Source organism: Affinundibacterium flavidum (genome assembly GCF_014284175.1).
Taxonomy (GTDB): Bacteria; Pseudomonadota; Gammaproteobacteria; order Burkholderiales; family Burkholderiaceae_D; genus Undibacterium; species Undibacterium flavidum.
Genome location: NZ_JACOGA010000006.1, coordinates 12,249 through 28,055, shown reverse-complemented (window position 1 = coordinate 28,055; position 15,807 = coordinate 12,249). Strand labels below are relative to the sequence as shown.

Genomic DNA, 15,807 nt, shown 5'->3' with positions numbered 1-15,807 from the left:
AACAATTTTCTTATATCTTTTTTCTATTAACAAATATGGCGACGTGGAAGCTATCGTGGAGCTACTATGCATTTATGGTCAATTTCATAGAGACATTCTGAACTTATCGACGAGTAATGATAGTAATTGCCTAACAACGCCCGCTTTAGGCGCTTCCATCGAAATAAAGTATAATTTCAGCTTGTTTTCCTGCGCCGATTTGAGACTCAGATTGCGGGCGCGTAATAAGTGCAGCTAAAGGTAGTAATTTCTTACCAAATCGCACACTCATTACCCGATCCGCTATCTCAGCCTGATCGGGTTTTTGTTTTTAGCGATACGTCAATCTACATACTATGTCCACCGTTCTGAAATCTTCCGCCACCGAAGCCCGTCTGCGCGAGCTACTCCAACAACGCATCTTGATTCTGGATGGCGCGATGGGAACGATGATACAACGCTATAAATTGAATGAAGCCGATTATCGCGGCGAGCGCTTTAAGGATTTCACCGGTCCAGCCGGTGTGCGCGAACTCTTCGTCAAAGGCAATAATGAATTACTGTCCTTGACGCAGCCGCACGTGATTCAAGAAATCCACGAGCAATACTTAGCGGCTGGCGCGGATCTGATCGAAACCAATACCTTCGGCGCAACCACAGTGGCACAAGACGATTATCACATGGCGCATCTGGCCTACGAGATGAACGTCGCCTCCGCCAAAATCGCGCGCGCAGCTTGTGATAAATATTCCACCCCAGACAAGCCACGTTTCGTCGCGGGCGCACTTGGACCTACGCCTAAAACCGCTTCGATTTCACCCGATGTGAATGATCCAGCGGCACGTAACGTCACCTTCGATCAATTAGTCGCCGCCTATCTGGAACAAACACGAGGTTTGGTCGAAGGCGGTGCTGATGTCTTATTGGTCGAAACTATTTTCGATACGCTCAATTGCAAAGCCGCTTTGTTCGCGATTGATCAGTATTTTGAAGAAACCGGCAGCACTTTACCAATCATGATTTCGGGTACAGTGACCGATGCCTCTGGTCGTATTTTGTCTGGTCAAACCGTACCTGCATTTTGGAATTCCGTACGTCACGCAAAGCCACTCACGGTTGGTTTGAATTGTGCACTCGGTGCTGCTTTGATGCGCCCGTATGCGGAAGAATTGTCGAAGATCGCTGACACCTTCGTGTGTATTTATCCGAACGCCGGTTTGCCTAATCCTATGAGCGACACTGGCTTTGATGAATTGCCAGCCGATACTTCCGCATTGCTAAAAGAATTCGCCGAAGCCGGTTTTATCAATATCGCCGGTGGTTGCTGCGGCACCACGCCCGCACATATCAAAGCGATTGCCGATATTCTCACAACTCAAACACCACGCGCGGTTCCTACGATAGAACCAGCAATGCGCTTGTCGGGTCTAGAGCCATTTACGATTGATGCGCAATCGCTCTTCGTGAATGTCGGCGAACGTACTAACGTCACCGGCTCCAAAGCCTTCGCCCGTTTGATTTTGAATGAGCAATACGACGAAGCTTTGGCCGTCGCCCGTCAACAAGTAGAAAACGGCGCGCAAGTTATCGACATTAATATGGATGAAGCGATGCTCGATTCGCAAGCCGCGATGACACGCTTTTTAAATCTGATCGCCTCAGAACCGGACATCGCCCGCGTGCCTATCATGATCGATTCTTCCAAATGGGATGTGATCGAAGCAGGCCTCAAATGCGTACAGGGCAAAGCCATCGTCAATTCGATTTCGATGAAAGAAGGCGAAGAACAATTTCTGCATCACGCCAAACTCTGTAAGCGTTATGGTGCTGCGGTCATCGTCATGGCATTCGATGAAAAAGGTCAGGCCGATACTTACGAACGCAAAATAGAAATCTGTAAACGCGCTTATGATTTACTGATCAGCGCTTGCGATTTCGATCCTTACGATATTATTTTTGATCCGAATATTTTCGCGGTCGCAACAGGTATCGAAGAACATAATAACTACGCAGTCGATTTCATCGAAGCGACGCGCTGGATACATCAAAATTTACCCGGCGCAAAAATCAGCGGCGGCGTCTCTAACGTCAGCTTCTCTTTCCGTGGTAACGATCCAGCACGTGAAGCGATCCACACGGTGTTCTTGTATCACGCGATTCAAGCGGGCATGACCATGGGTATCGTCAATGCCGGTATGGTCGGCGTGTACAGCGAACTGGATGCTGAGTTACGTGAACGCGTCGAAGACGTTGTTCTCAATCGCAGAGAAGACGCGACCGAGCGCATGATCGAATTTGCAGCGACCTTAAAAGCGGGTGGCAAAAAAGAAGAAGCGACACTGGAATGGCGTAACGAACCGGTAGAAAAGCGTCTGGCACATGCGATGGTACACGGCATCACCAATTGGATCGTAGAAGATACCGAAGAAGCGCGCGTGAATGTGTTGAATGCGGGTGGTCGTCCTATACAAGTGATCGAAGGTCCATTGATGGCGGGCATGAATATCGTCGGCGACTTATTTGGCCAAGGCAAAATGTTCTTGCCGCAAGTCGTGAAATCCGCTCGCGTGATGAAACAAGCGGTCGCGCATTTAGTGCCTTTCATCGAAGAAGAAAAGAAGCGCAGCGGCGACAATAAACCGAAGGGAAAAATCGTCATCGCCACTGTCAAAGGCGACGTGCATGACATCGGCAAAAACATCGTCACGGTGGTTTTGCAATGTAATAATTTTGAAGTGGTGAACATGGGCGTGATGGTGCCTTGCTCTGAAATTTTGGCCAAAGCCAAAGCAGAGAATGCTGACATCATTGGTCTCTCTGGTTTGATCACGCCATCATTGGAAGAGATGGCCTACGTCGCCAAAGAGATGCAACGCGATCCGCATTTCTGTATGTTGAAAATTCCACTTTTAATCGGTGGTGCAACCACCAGCCGTGCTCACACAGCAGTCAAGATCGCGCCAAATTATGAAGGCCCAGTGGTCTATGTGGCAGACGCTTCACGTTCAGTCTCCGTCGCACAATCTTTGCTGACACCAGAAAGTCGCGATCAATACATCGCCGAACTCGGCAGCGATTATGAACGTGTACGCACCCAACACGCGAACAAAAAAGCCTTGCCTATGGTGACGCTGGCCCAAGCACGCGCGAACAAAATGAAGGTCGACTTCACTGGTGACAAAGCACCTGTGCGTCCGAAATTCATAGGTCGCCGCGTATTCAAAAACGTCGATTTAGCAACGATTGCCAATTACATCGATTGGGGACCGTTCTTCCAGACTTGGGATTTGGCCGGTCCATTTCCAGCAATTTTAAAAGACGAAGTAGTCGGTGAAGCAGCAAGCAAAGTCTTTGCTGAAGGTCAGGCGATGCTCAAGAAAATCATCGAAGGTCGCTGGCTCACCGCCAACGGCGTGATCTCTTTATTGCCAGCCAATACGGTGAATGATGACGACATAGAAATTTACACCGACGAAACACGCAAAGAAGTCGCCTTCACTTACTACGGCACGCGTCAACAAACTGAAAAAGCCATCATCGATGGCGTCCAGCGTCCGAATCAATGTCTCAGTGATTTCATCGCCCCTAAAGACAGCGGCATACAAGATTACATAGGCATGTTCGCGGTCACCGCAGGCCTAGGCATAGAGAAGCACGAAAAACGCTTCGAAGACGCGCACGATGATTACAGCAGTATCATGTTGAAATCACTCGCTGATCGCCTGGCGGAAGCCTTCGCCGAATATCTGCATGAACGCGTGCGTAAAGATTTGTGGGGTTATGCGTCTGATGAGGCGTTGAGTAATGCGGATCTGATTCAAGAAAGCTATTCAGGCATACGTCCTGCACCAGGTTATCCGGCTTGCCCTGAACATACGGTGAAGACGGCGATGTTTAAGCAGATGCAGTGTGAAGAGATCGAGATGTACATCACGGAATCATGGGCAATGATCCCGGGGGCTGCGGTGTCGGGTTTCTACTTTGCGCATCCTGAGTCTAAGTATTTTAGTGTAGGGAAGATTGCTGAGGATCAGGTTGAGGATATGGCTGAGCGGCGTGGGGTTGCGAAAGAGGAAGTTGAGCGGTGGTTGGCGCCGAATTTGTGATTTTGAAAATTTAGTGAAATGAAGCGACATATTCCATCAGAAGAAGACTGGGGCAATTATCAAGACGACCTTGATCAAAACTACGCGCATGGAATTTTCGCTGGTCGTGATTCGACTCAAGTGATGTCGGCATTTGCACGTTCTTCGATAGATCGTGCCGAAGATTTACGGTTTATGCCAACCGTTCCATTTCAATACTATATTTTTTCATTCTGCGAGTTCGTGACCTCAGCGGAAGTGCTGACATTAAATGATGGTTTGGATGCATCAGATGCGGCTAGCTGTTTTTTGAATTTGGTGATCTATAAGCTGGAGCATCAAAGAAGTGATATTGAGCCCATCATCAACGAATTAATGCCTTTTGTTGAACGGGTTGCACTAAATCAAAGTCTGTATGATGCTGATATAGATATTTATGGTGATTTCAAAGAAAATTTTTTCTTGATTCAGGAATTAGTTGGGAAACAGATTGCTTCTCGCTAGTTTTGAGAATTGATTTTTGTGAGGCTAAAGATGAGTTTTGTCATTATGTTTTTAGTCGTTCTAGTCCTAATTTTAGTAGGCTTAAATGTATATGCTATTCGATCTTTGTTTTCTAAGGACGTGTACACAAAAGAGCAAATTCCACTATTGATTGGCGTGATTATTTTTGTCCCTTTTGTAGGCGCTAGTCTGGTTCTTTACTTAGCCAGGACAAAATACGAAGGTTCGGTTTTTACGCATTCAACAGTTGATGGCGAAGTTGAAAATGTGCATATCCTCAATAACTATAATATTGATGGAAGTGAATAATTCGTAGAGTTGGTTAGCGCCAGCGTAACCAACCGTTCATCTTTTCAACAACGCATATTGTTTAACCTGCATCTCGCAAACAAGTCACTGAATTTTCGTCTCCAGCATTCGCCTTTGCGTGTAATCATCGTTCACAGGTCGGGGGTGGCCCGACAGCCACTCACTTTCTTTGCTTCGCCAAAGAAAGTAAGCAAAGAAAGGCGACCACGCTGCCACTGCCCTTCGGGTGCCCAATTGAGCAGGACAAAAAATGGGAAAGTGTCGAAACTCGCCTTCGGCTCAAACAACGCCACTTTCTTTATCCATTTTCTGTCCTGCACAATTGGCAGTGTCAGAAGTGGAACTGCGTAAAAAACAAAGTCAAAATCAACGGCAACACCAATACAATCAGAATCGATCGACACTCATTTTTCTAATAGCAGTTGTAGGTCGTTGCTTTTGACCTCCCCCCGTTTGAGACGATGTAATTTGTGCGTCACAGAAAATGGATAAGAAAGTGGCGTTGTCTGAGCGAAGCGAGTTTCGACACTTTCCCATTTTTTGTGATGCACAAATTATGCTGGAGCGTAGCGTAAGCACCCCGGAGGGGCGAGTCTACGGTCGCCTTTTTTGGAGCACCTTTTTTGGCGAAGCAAAAAAGGTGCTTGGCTGTCGGGCCACACCCGACCTGTACACGTTGAGCACGCAAGAAAATCAAAATAGAAGAGAAGAAATCAGAGACTCGTTCTAAGGGAGATAAGCAAGCGATATGCGTGATTTAAACAGTGAGCGGTGGGTTACGCTACGCTAACCCACCCTACGAATTTCTCTCATAAATTCGCTACCGCGCTCCCAATTACGACCCATAATAAATCAACAAAGCAGCCAACACACCTGTCATCGCGGCTCTCTGATTCGCTGGTAAGCCAGGATCCAACCAGGCGCGTCCTGGCGTGTTAGCTAACTCTATTGCACTGAGATTTTTGCCCTTGTCATCTACCCTGAATCCATAGATTTCTGGGATACGAAAACGCTCAGGATGCGGGTTTCCGTATGAATAAGCGCGTACAGCGTAGTGTGACTGATTGATACTCACTTCACCCACGGGAGCATCCATTTCTTCACGTATATCAATGCTGGCATTGCCAAGTTGGCCGCGCAAATCGCAATGCATTTTTCGTTTATTGGAAACGGTATCAAGTCCGAAAACTTTGAGGACATTGCCATCGGCACGTGTTTCGCAAAACACATCCCAGTTGCCTTGCGCATCGGCGATATGGAATTGAAAGCCGGATTTGGTGCTGCTTTGTGAGTAAGGACCAATCTGTGAGTTGCTGGAGGAGCTACTATCTTTTTTAACGCGGGTGATTGCATACTCACCGATTTCAAAATAGCCATCAGAAAATAAGTTGTTGATCTTATGACGATGATTGATCTTTAATACCTGGCTAGTCGCGGCTATGTCTTGTGGTACGGTTTCTTGTACGCGCACTAGAGGCAAATCACTGCAAGCAGACAGACTCGCTATCTGGAGTAGAGCGATACCAAGGAAGACGGGGCGCTTCAATCTATTTCTCAATTTGTACATGATGATTTCCTTATGAAGTAGAAGTTGATGCAAGAATGCCTCCAGTGTTGGGGATATGCTTTGTTGATCTTCAAGGTCTCATTTGCGTGCTAAGTTTGGTGGCATAAACTGCTACTTCAGAATCAGTTATTCAAGCTTGTCAACCAAATGAAACCTCTCAACGACAACTGCAAATTACTCGGTGATTTTTGTGATTGCCGCAGTCATTTCCGCTGCGCTCAAAGTCTTGGACGCTAGAACCGCGCCACTAGCTTGTTGGTGTAACTCCAGAGTGATGGTTCCGGCTTTAGCGACAAGCATGCTCAGTTGAGAACCGTCGTTAGCCTGAACTTTTGCGTTTAGCGTATCGCTGGCGATGTCATATTCTGCATTGAGGCTATGCGGAAACCGCGGTGTATTGATACTTAAACGCATGCTGTCTTTGGCATTGTTTGTACCCGCACTCGTGATGCTGTAATCCTGATATACATCGTTGCGTTTGTTTCGTTCTACGCTGAAGTAACCACTGGTGCTACTTTGACTGCCACTGATAGTAGATTTGAGTTGCCCCGTCAGGCTTTGTGAATTTGTATCCCCGTTGAGTCGATAGTTGAGAGAGGTAAATTGATAGAAGTAGCCCGATGCAATATTGATCAATAACTTACCTGAGATTAATTGGTAGTCACCAAGATCACAGTTGATTGGTGTAAATAGATAGTCGCTGCCAACTTTTTCCAATTGCAAATGACCGCCTTTTGCGCAAGGGTGTTGGCCATTCGCTTTGTCTTCGATGATGAGGCGAAAGCCGGCGGTTGCTATTACGCTGGTGTCGGCCATACTGCGACGATAAGCTAGCATCGTAACGGCAGCAGCATCGACCATATTCGTCTTATCAATTTTGGTGACAGGATCGGGACGGCGATCGCTGTCGCTATTGCTGTTGCAAGCCGTCAGCATAATCGTGAAGATGATGCTAGCGAAGGTAAAACATGTATCGATAGATACTGGGCGTGTGGAAGTCATTTGGATTTTCCCTGAATAGAGGAATGTGCAATTTGTCGAAATGTTGATCGTGATGCAGTTATGCATATGCGCTACGCTTAGTCACTACGCTTAACCACCACACTTAATTACTAAGTGTTGCGACCTGCCATCACTCCGCCATCGACATCCCATACCGCACCAGTCACCCAGCTTGCTTCTTCACTGAGCAAGAAGTTAATGACATTGGCTACGTCGTGTGCTTGTCCTATGCGACCGATTGGGTGGAAGTCATTGAAGCCATCTAAAGCGCTATCGACCTGATCGGCTGGAATAAAGCTTTGGTATATCGGTGTTTTGACCACCGCCGGTGATACGGTATTGACACGAATATGGTGTTCCGCCAATTCCATTGCCAGATGTTGAGTGAGGGAATGTAGCCCCGCCTTTGCCATAGAATAGGCTGATGAAGGTGTGAGCTTAATTGCCTGCTTGGCCCACATAGAGCCGATATTCACGATGGCACCGCCACCATGCTTGCACATATTTCTGGCGACTGCCTGTGTGATGAAAAAGCTCGCTTCGTTCAAATCTAAATAGGCGCGATAGTCCTGACGCTGGTGCGACAGAAAGCTTAAGAGCTTGAAGCTGCCTGCCGCATTCACCAGATACTGGAAGTGACCCTGATGCTTGTCGATTTCCGCAATCAGTTTGTCGACATCGCTGGGCAAGTATAGATCCGCCTGTATGGTATCGATCTGTGCGTCGTCCGATAAGCCCTGTAATTTTTGTTTCGCCGCAGCGAGCTTGTTGCCTTGTTTACCGACGATACTGACGTGTATCCCTTTTCTTACCAATTGTTCAGCGGTGGCAAAACCTATGCCGCTAGTGCCTCCGATAATCAGGGCATTTTGTTTTACTGTGCTAAGCAATGTACTTGACATGTCTTTTCTCCATACGGGTTAAACTGCGAGGATTGCAGTATGGAGATGTGAAAACGTCTTGCAAAGTCAGTACAATTTGGTGCTATAGGTACTTTTAGGTACATCTTGATGAATACAAACAAAAAAATATTTTCCAGAAAATCCGCACCAGAACGCAGTGCGCGTATGGTGGAGACGATTTATGGATGTAAATGGTCGCTGACGGTTTATCAATTACTTCAACACGGTAAGAATCGACCGGGCGAAATGGTGAAAAGCGTTGAAGGCTTGAGTACCAAAGTACTCAATGAGTGCTTGCGCAAAAATGTGGAGTTCGGCATTTTACAAAAAAATGTTTATCCCGAAGTGCCACCACGCGTGGAGTATGCGGTGACAGATTTTGGGCAGAAATTTTTGCGAATATTAGATGGACTAGAACAATTGCAAAACGAATTGGAGGCTGGTCTTTAGGCTTGCTTTTGTTCCTCAGTTGTGAGTATTGTGTTCGGTAAGTAGTGCTATTTTCGTTAACATTCGTTTTCGTACGAATACATCCTTCTGGTCGGATCGCACACCGGCGTGTGAACCTAAAGATCGCGTGACGGTAATTACTCTAATTGCTTCATTAAGTGGAATTTGAAAGCAAATTAATTGCGTTCTCTATTTTATAAACACCGTCATCCCCAAGCCTTCTCCCGCTTGTGGGAGAAGGGAGCAAGAGCTCTTTACTCAGCAGTTGGCAAAGCACAATGCGCATAGCGATGCTGATCCAGCATACGGAATAACTCTACACGATCAAAGTGCCTGACACGTAATTGATATTCAACGAAGCGCCAGTGCACCCTCCCTCCCGGAGCTGGAAATTTTTCACAGGCAAGCAGTGTGTCTTGATACGGTGTATCCGTTTTTCCATCATGCAAACTATCTGGCAATTTGGTATCGGGCATAATCCAGTTCAGGCGTGCAGGTGTTTTGTAGAGTTTGAATTGCGAACCGCCTTCGTGATCTAACATGGTTGAGATCAGGATGCTACTGCGAGGGCAGTGATCGGCTTTCATACTGACTTCGCCCTCTTCGCATTCGTCATATTTTTCAGAAATTTTGTACAGCTTAATTTCTTCTCCGCTTTTGGTTCTGACTGAGGCGATAGGTGTTAGCGTGGACATCGCCATGGCGAATGAAAAAGGTAGTTTCTTATTCGTGATGCTGCTCAGTGGGATTTTTTGCGGGGTCATTGGTGACTTGGTATCGCGCGCATCGCTGAGCCCTGCATGAAACAACAGAAATAGGAAAGCAGCGTAGAAGGTAGATTTCATTTGTTCGCCTTATGTTCATCAATTCGCATGTGTGTATGCTCGCTGATGTGAATTTGCAGCAAGGCGAAAATGATAAATCACGGGTGCTTGCTTGTCTTATGAAATAAAATGCTAATTCGAGTAGATATTGCTTCCGAAGTGGCATGGAATCTGGATTTGCTTGACTTCCTATTACAACTAGTAATGTCATCTCTCAAGCATACTCATCAAACTGCGTCCCCAAAATCGCACTCGTCAAACCCCAACTCCGCTCCAATTCCAATTGCACCTGTCTTTGCTCCTCAGTCGTGAGAATTGTGTTCGTTGCGCTCTTTGTCGAGGTGACAGTGCCATTGCCGGCGTCAGCGCCCGCATTGAGTTGCTCGCGTTCGAGCAAGGCCAGCGCTTCGGATTTGTCCGGTGGCGGTTCGCCGTGTTGTTTGACTTGTTGATACACCCGCAAGGCAGCGATGCTGCTTAAAGGTGAGACACTGGGGATGGACATCATTGCTCCGCTTAAGTTGAGCTTGATAGTCTAGAGGGGGAGGCTTTGATTGAAAGCGCAGAACAAGCGGGGAAAACGGGGCAAGTTCTGGCTTTATGAATGTGGTAAGCGCTTGTTTGTCAGATTCGTTTGTCAGATTCATTTGTCAAATTCGCATGAAGATCAACAAGACCGATATTGATCATCATGCATGACGGAAGTGCCTGGAATTATAGAATTTTTTCCAATTCTTCCATTTGGATATCTTTTACCAATCGGCATTCATCTGGGACTTCTGCTGGAAATGGTTTGATGCGACCCGTGCGTTGATAGCCGCGGCGTTCGTAGTAAGCGATTAATTCATGGCGGGTGGTGATCACGGTCATCCACATTTTTTTTGCTTGCCAGCGTTGTTTGACTAATTCTTCGGCGGCTTGCATGAATTGCTTGCCGATGCCGCCACCTTGTAATTCTGGATTGACGGCGAACATGCCTAAGTAAGCGGCGTTGTCAGTTCTGAGTAAATTGACCGAACCGATGATGATGCCATCACGCAGGCAGAGCAAGATCAGTGAATCTTCGGTTTCTATCAGTTCGCGTACATCTTCGGGGTTGACTCTGACGCCAGTTAATAGATCGGCTTCGGTTGTCCAGCCAGCGCGGCTAGAGTCGCCACGATAGGCGCTATTAACTAGGTCGGTGATGGCTAAGGCATCATTTTTTTGCGCGATACGAAAAGTTAAATGGCTAGTTGTCATAGTCTTGATATCAGAGTCGAGGGCGACTGACTTTTAAAATTGATCAGAATGTATTGCATGATATCACGCGGGTTTGGCGTCAAAGATTGTCCTAGATTTGGCAAATACATTTCATAGAATTTACCTATTTTATTGATATTTCAATTTGCTATTCGGAACCACGCCTGCACTATCCATAATGTTGAAAAATAGTCAGCATCGCCTGACTATCGCTGCAATTGTGTCCGTACAGCGAATTCAATTCAATCCGCCTTTTCTGCGTTTCATCCCCACTTTTTCGCAACTCACAACTTTGCACCTTGAAGCACAGAGGGGGCTGGGGAATACTCACTATCGCGAATCCTCCCATTACATTAGCAGGTACCCATTATGTTACGTAAAACCTTACTCCTTGTTGCGATCACTTCTGCCATCGGCACAATGACAGCTTGCAATAAATCAGCGCAAGACGCGAAAGCGGCTAGTGCGAGTGCCTCTGCTAGTGTAGCGAAAGCGGATGCCAAAAACGGCCCTGAAAAATTAATTATTGCGAATGAAGATGTCTTGAATTTGCAAAATAATGCGCTAGCATCCGGTCCCGTGGTGACCGGTTCTATTCAGCCTGAACGTAAAGCGGATTTGCGTGCGGAAGTGTCTACCGTCGTGCTGCAAGTTTTGAAAGAAAACGGCGAAGCAGTGAAGCGTGGTGATGTGATCGTGCGCTTAGATGAAACTTCCATTCGCGACAATTTGAATTCGGCCAATGACGCAGCACGGAATGCCGCACTGGCCTTAGATCAGGCGGATCGTAATTTGCAGCGTCTAAAAACTTTACGCGCATCTGGTATGACTTCCATGCAAGCATTGGACGATGCCGAAGTGCGTCGCAATACGGCGCAAAGTGAAGTGTCAGCAGCGAAAGCCCGTGCCGTTCAGGCGCAACAGCAATTACAGCGTACGGTTGTGCGCGCACCATTTGACGGTGTGGTCAGCGAACGTAAAGTATCTGCTGGCGATACTGCTTTAGCGGGTAAAGAATTGGTAAAAGTGATTGATCCGAATAGCATGCGTTTTGTCGGACGTGTATCTGCCGACAAAATCGGCATGGTTAAAACGGGACAAAGTGTGAGCTTCCGTATCAATGGTTATGCCAATCAAGAGTTCCGTGGCAAGGTCACTCGCCTTGACCCAGCGGCGAATGATGTGACGCGTCAAGTCGAAGTCTTGGTAGCGTTTTCTGATAGCAAACAGCCGCGTGTTTCTGGACTGTATGCAGAAGGCAATATTGAAGCTGAAACCGTCTCTGCATTGATGTTGCCAGAAGCGGCTATCGTCAAATCTGGCGATAAATCTTTTGCCTGGAAGATTCAAGGTAAGACCCTGAACAAAGTTGAATTGGCACTAGGTAGCCGTGATGTACGTACCGGTAATTACGAAGTGCGTCGTGGTGTTGTCGCAGGTGATGTGATTATGCGCAATCCTAGCTCTAACTTTAAAGAAGGTCAGACTGTAGAAATGGCAGCGACGGCAGCTAGCAAAACGGCGATGGCTAAAACGACTCTGGCAATGGGGAACTGATCATGTTTTTATCTGATTTCAGTATTAAACGACCGATTGCCACCATCGTCTTAATTATTGCGATGATGGCGATGGGCTTACTCGCGATGAGTAAGCTGCGCGTCAATCAAAATCCCGATGTTGAAATTCCGGGACTCTTCGTCAGCATTCCCTATCCTGGCGCATCGCCTGATACGGTAGAGCGTGAAATTATCAATCGCTTAGAAAAATCTCTGCAAAGTGTCTCTGGCGTGGATGAAGTGTATTCCTACGCGAACGAAGGTAGTGCCGGTTTTGAAATGCGCTTCTCATTTAAGAAGAACATGATAGAAGCGGCGGAAGAAGTACGGAATGTTATTTCCACCGTGCGCTATAAATTGCCAACCGAAATGCGCGAACCTATCGTGCAGCGTTTTGATCCATCGACGCAACCGATTGTGAATTTGGCTTTGTCGTCTAGCAGTCAATCACACGCTGAAATTTCACGCTTGGCGGAAGATACCTTGGCGACGCGTTTGCGCGGCATTCCTGGCGTCGCGACGGTGAACGTGAATGGCGCTTTACGTCGTGAATTATCCGTCTTATTGCGTGCTGAACGTTTGCGTGAATTTAATGTATCAGCGGGTGAAGTTGTCGCTGCTTTACGCAGTCAAAACACCAATGCACCGGTCGGTAAAGTGCGCGGCGATTTGGAAGAAGAAAGCATACGTTTGGTCGGTCGTATTGAAAGTCCGGCGGAGTTTCAAAATATTGTAGTCAAACGTCGCGGTGATCAAATCGTGCGCTTGGGGCAAGTGGCAACGATAGAAGATGGTTTTGCTGATATCAATGGTATTAGCATCCGTAGTGGCAAACCGAACGTCGGTATCCAAGTCACTCGTTCACGCGAATCAAGTACGGTCAGTGTTGCCAAGAGCGTGGTGAAAGCGGTTGAAGAAATCAATAAAGATCTGGCGAAAGATCATCCTGGTACGAAGTTAGAAGTGACGCGTGACGGTGGTAAAGATGCGCAGAATAGTTTGAACAATGTGATCGAATCCCTGATTTTTGGTGCGGTATTGACCATCTTCGTGGTGTACGCATTCTTGAATTCATGGCGTTCGACTTTGATTACTGCGTTGAGTTTGCCGACCTCAGTGATTGCGGCCTTTATCGCTGTCTGGTTGTGTGGATTTACACTGAATTTCATGACTTTGCTTGGTTTGTCTTTAGCGATCGGCGTCTTGATTGATGATGCGATTGTGGTGCGGGAAAACATTGTGCGCCACATGCAAAATGGCTCGGATCGTCGTACGGCAGCTTTGGAAGGTACGGCGGAAATTGGTTTGGCAGTCGCGGCAACGACCTTCTCCATCATCGCAGTATTTATTCCAGTGGCTTTCATGCCAGGTATTTCTGGCGAATGGTTCCGTCCATTTGCGCTGACTGTGACTTGTTCCGTGTTAGTGAGCTTGGGGATTTCTTTCACACTTGATCCTATGTTGTCAGCATATTGGGGTGATCCTGCTGATCATCACACTGCGCCGAAAAAAGGATTGAGCAAGGTGCTGGGACGTTTCAATGATTGGTTTGATAGTCAGGCAGATCGCTATGGTCGTGTGATTGCTTGGGCTTTGCATCATCGTCGTTGGATGGGCGCGATTGCCTTGTCAACTTTTGTGGGCGCTTTGGTATTGCAGGTAACTTTGGGTGGCACGAGCTTTTTGCCGACCGCAGATTCTGGCAATTTGATGATAGAAGTACGTACACCTGCTTCCTCCTCCGTTGAATATGCACGTTTGAAAATGGAAAGAGCTGCGGCGTTGGCACGTACGATTGCGGAAGTAAAAGACACCAATAGCAATATCAATGCAGCCGGTGGTCGTATCTATGTTGATATCGGCAAGAAAAATACCCGTAAGCGTAGTGCGAAAGAAATCGCGGTGGAATTGCGCGAAAAAGTGAAACAGTTGGTCGGCGCTGAATATGTGGTGTTGGATGATTTGAATAACGGTGCACGTAAGCCGATTCAAATTGAATTTACTGGCCCAGATTCACGCAAACTCATCGAAATTACTTCGGCTTATATGGAGCAATTACGCAAGATTCCTGGCGCGGTTGATGTCGGTTTGTCTGAACAAGATCCTAAGAAAGAATTGAAGATAGAAATGAACCGTGGGCTGGCAAATTCCATGGGTATTTCGATCAACGATGCAGCGCAGGCTTTGCGCGTTGCTTTCGCCGGAATTGAAGTTGGTGACTGGGTTGATCCTACGGGTGAAACACGTGACGTCGCGGTGCGTTTGCATCCTGCTGATCGCGTCAGTAAAGAAAATATCGAGCGCTTGCCGATTGCGGTATCAGGTACAACAGAAATGGTGCCGCTCGATCAGATCGCTACCGTGACTATGGGTAAAGGTCCATCTGCAATTGAACACAGCAATGGCAAACGTACGATTACTGTTTCTGCGAATGCGCAAGGGCGTTCTAGCGGTGAAGTGACGAAAGATGCGATGGATTTAGCTAAGTCATTTAATTATCCAGCGGGCTACGGTTTGTCTTTGGCCGGTGCAGGTCAAGATCAAAACGAATTGTTCACAGAGATGCTGATCGCTTTAGTCTCGGGTATTGGTTTGATGTATCTGATTTTAGTGATGCAGTTCGGTTCTTTCACAGCGCCATTGGCAGTCATGTTGTCCTTGCCTTTGTCTTTGATCGGTGTGGTGATTGCTTTGATGCTGACTGGTAGTACGATTAATCTGATGAGTTTTATCGGCATCATCATGCTGATGGGCTTGGTCGCGAAAAATGCGATTCTCTTGTTGGACGCGGCGCGCAAGCAAGAGAAAGACGGTATGAATCGCGAAGATGCTTTGATGCACGCCGGACGCGTTCGCTTGCGCCCTATCTTGATGACGACTTTCGCTTTGATTGCAGGCATGATCCCAGTTGCTTTGGGCTTGGGTGAAGGTGGTGAATTCTATCGTCCACTCGCGATTGCGATTATCGGCGGCACGATTACCTCGACCATTTTGACTCTGTTGGTGGTGCCTAGTTTCTACGACAGTATAGAAATTGCACGTGATCGCATGATGGCAAAAATGGGTCGTCGCGCGAATCGTTATAACCAAGTGTTGGCGGTCTTAGTAACTTTAGGTGAAGCAGTATTGACACTAACCTTCATACGCTTACTTTATCGTTTGGCAGTGAAAGCTTTTTATGCCATCAGTGGCAAGAAAGCGAAGGTGGTCACGTCTTAAGTTTTGTCGGTAAGTTTGCAAATAAGCGCAGCAAAGTCAGCACCACTTTCTTTGATGCGCACTTTTGTAGTATTGAGTAGTACTGGGTAGTAAGGAAGTAAGTAAGGAAGTGAGTAGTACCGGTTTGAGCCTGCCTGGTTTTCCATGCAGGCTTTTTTTTGCGTCATC

13 protein-coding genes are annotated in these 15,807 nt (G+C 47.0%); 6 read left to right on the top strand and 7 right to left on the bottom strand.

Features of this window, described 5'->3' with window-relative positions; translation table 11 throughout:
* The first annotated feature begins 335 nt into the window (after positions 1 to 335).
* The 3 genes from metH to H8K55_RS07460 are packed head-to-tail and all read left to right on the top strand — an operon-like array spanning position 336 to position 4,877.
* Positions 336 to 4,085, top strand: a complete 3,750-nt coding sequence (gene metH / locus H8K55_RS07470) for a methionine synthase (RefSeq protein ID WP_186941461.1) — start codon at positions 336 to 338, stop codon at positions 4,083 to 4,085.
* An 18-nt stretch (positions 4,086 to 4,103) separates the two neighbouring features.
* On the top strand, positions 4,104 to 4,568 hold the full coding sequence (locus tag H8K55_RS07465) for a hypothetical protein (RefSeq protein ID WP_186941460.1): 465 nt from the start codon (positions 4,104 to 4,106) through the stop codon (positions 4,566 to 4,568).
* A gap of 30 nt (positions 4,569 to 4,598) precedes the next feature.
* Positions 4,599 to 4,877 (top strand): hypothetical protein, encoded by a 279-nt coding sequence (locus H8K55_RS07460; protein ID WP_186941459.1) that lies wholly within the window; start codon positions 4,599 to 4,601, stop codon positions 4,875 to 4,877.
* Between the two features lie 131 nt (positions 4,878 to 5,008).
* On the opposite strand, the gene H8K55_RS07455 is transcribed toward H8K55_RS07460, so the two are convergent.
* The 4 genes from H8K55_RS07455 to H8K55_RS07440 form a co-directional block, all read right to left on the bottom strand.
* Positions 5,009 to 5,281, bottom strand: coding sequence for a hypothetical protein (locus H8K55_RS07455; protein WP_186941458.1), 273 nt, complete (start codon positions 5,279 to 5,281; stop codon positions 5,009 to 5,011).
* 431 nt (positions 5,282 to 5,712) lie between these two features.
* A complete protein-coding gene (locus H8K55_RS07450) occupies positions 5,713 to 6,444 on the bottom strand; it encodes a hypothetical protein (protein WP_186941457.1) in 732 nt (243 codons plus the stop codon).
* 174 nt (positions 6,445 to 6,618) lie between these two features.
* Positions 6,619 to 7,446 carry a hypothetical protein gene (locus tag H8K55_RS07445; RefSeq protein WP_186941456.1) on the bottom strand — a complete coding sequence of 276 codons (828 nt, stop codon included), beginning with the start codon at positions 7,444 to 7,446 and terminating at the stop codon, positions 6,619 to 6,621.
* Between the two features lie 110 nt (positions 7,447 to 7,556).
* Positions 7,557 to 8,348, bottom strand: coding sequence for an SDR family NAD(P)-dependent oxidoreductase (locus H8K55_RS07440; protein ID WP_186941455.1), 792 nt, complete (start codon positions 8,346 to 8,348; stop codon positions 7,557 to 7,559).
* A gap of 108 nt (positions 8,349 to 8,456) precedes the next feature.
* On the opposite strand from H8K55_RS07440, the gene H8K55_RS07435 reads away from it, so the two are divergent.
* Positions 8,457 to 8,798 (top strand): winged helix-turn-helix transcriptional regulator, encoded by a 342-nt coding sequence (locus H8K55_RS07435; RefSeq protein WP_186941454.1) that lies wholly within the window; start codon positions 8,457 to 8,459, stop codon positions 8,796 to 8,798.
* A gap of 254 nt (positions 8,799 to 9,052) precedes the next feature.
* On the opposite strand, the gene H8K55_RS07430 is transcribed toward H8K55_RS07435, so the two are convergent.
* The 3 genes from H8K55_RS07430 to H8K55_RS07420 all read right to left on the bottom strand — a co-directional run bounded on the left by H8K55_RS07430 (position 9,053) and on the right by H8K55_RS07420 (position 10,864).
* A complete protein-coding gene (locus H8K55_RS07430) occupies positions 9,053 to 9,643 on the bottom strand; it encodes a hypothetical protein (protein WP_186941453.1) in 591 nt (196 codons plus the stop codon).
* Positions 9,644 to 9,836: 193 nt separating this feature from the next.
* The gene (locus tag H8K55_RS07425; protein WP_186941452.1) at positions 9,837 to 10,127 is read right to left on the bottom strand and encodes a hypothetical protein; all 291 of its coding nucleotides are present in this window, start codon (positions 10,125 to 10,127) and stop codon (positions 9,837 to 9,839) included.
* Positions 10,128 to 10,336: 209 nt separating this feature from the next.
* Positions 10,337 to 10,864 (bottom strand): GNAT family N-acetyltransferase, encoded by a 528-nt coding sequence (locus H8K55_RS07420; protein ID WP_186941451.1) that lies wholly within the window; start codon positions 10,862 to 10,864, stop codon positions 10,337 to 10,339.
* 369 nt (positions 10,865 to 11,233) lie between these two features.
* On the opposite strand from H8K55_RS07420, the gene H8K55_RS07415 reads away from it, so the two are divergent.
* On the top strand, positions 11,234 to 12,421 hold the full coding sequence (locus tag H8K55_RS07415) for an efflux RND transporter periplasmic adaptor subunit (RefSeq protein ID WP_186941450.1): 1,188 nt from the start codon (positions 11,234 to 11,236) through the stop codon (positions 12,419 to 12,421).
* A gap of 2 nt (positions 12,422 to 12,423) precedes the next feature.
* The gene (locus H8K55_RS07410; protein WP_186941449.1) at positions 12,424 to 15,639 is read left to right on the top strand and encodes an efflux RND transporter permease subunit; all 3,216 of its coding nucleotides are present in this window, start codon (positions 12,424 to 12,426) and stop codon (positions 15,637 to 15,639) included.
* The last annotated feature ends 168 nt before the right edge of the window (positions 15,640 to 15,807 follow it).

Excerpts from the sequence above, each read along its gene's own strand:
- H8K55_RS07450 (WP_186941457.1), bottom strand. The coding sequence starts at position 6,444 with ATGTACAAATTGAGAAATAGATTGAAGCGCCCCGTCTTCCTTGGTATC.
- H8K55_RS07420 (WP_186941451.1), bottom strand. The coding sequence starts at position 10,864 with ATGACAACTAGCCATTTAACTTTTCGTATCGCGCAAAAAAATGATGCC.
- H8K55_RS07435 (WP_186941454.1), top strand. The coding sequence starts at position 8,457 with ATGAATACAAACAAAAAAATATTTTCCAGAAAATCCGCACCAGAACGC.
- metH (WP_186941461.1), top strand. The coding sequence starts at position 336 with ATGTCCACCGTTCTGAAATCTTCCGCCACCGAAGCCCGTCTGCGCGAG.
- H8K55_RS07465 (WP_186941460.1), top strand. The coding sequence starts at position 4,104 with ATGAAGCGACATATTCCATCAGAAGAAGACTGGGGCAATTATCAAGAC.
- H8K55_RS07425 (WP_186941452.1), bottom strand. The coding sequence starts at position 10,127 with ATGTCCATCCCCAGTGTCTCACCTTTAAGCAGCATCGCTGCCTTGCGG.
- H8K55_RS07415 (WP_186941450.1), top strand. The coding sequence starts at position 11,234 with ATGTTACGTAAAACCTTACTCCTTGTTGCGATCACTTCTGCCATCGGC.
- H8K55_RS07460 (WP_186941459.1), top strand. The coding sequence starts at position 4,599 with ATGAGTTTTGTCATTATGTTTTTAGTCGTTCTAGTCCTAATTTTAGTA.
- H8K55_RS07440 (WP_186941455.1), bottom strand. The coding sequence starts at position 8,348 with ATGTCAAGTACATTGCTTAGCACAGTAAAACAAAATGCCCTGATTATC.
- H8K55_RS07445 (WP_186941456.1), bottom strand. The coding sequence starts at position 7,446 with ATGACTTCCACACGCCCAGTATCTATCGATACATGTTTTACCTTCGCT.
- H8K55_RS07430 (WP_186941453.1), bottom strand. The coding sequence starts at position 9,643 with ATGAAATCTACCTTCTACGCTGCTTTCCTATTTCTGTTGTTTCATGCA.
- H8K55_RS07410 (WP_186941449.1), top strand. The coding sequence starts at position 12,424 with ATGTTTTTATCTGATTTCAGTATTAAACGACCGATTGCCACCATCGTC.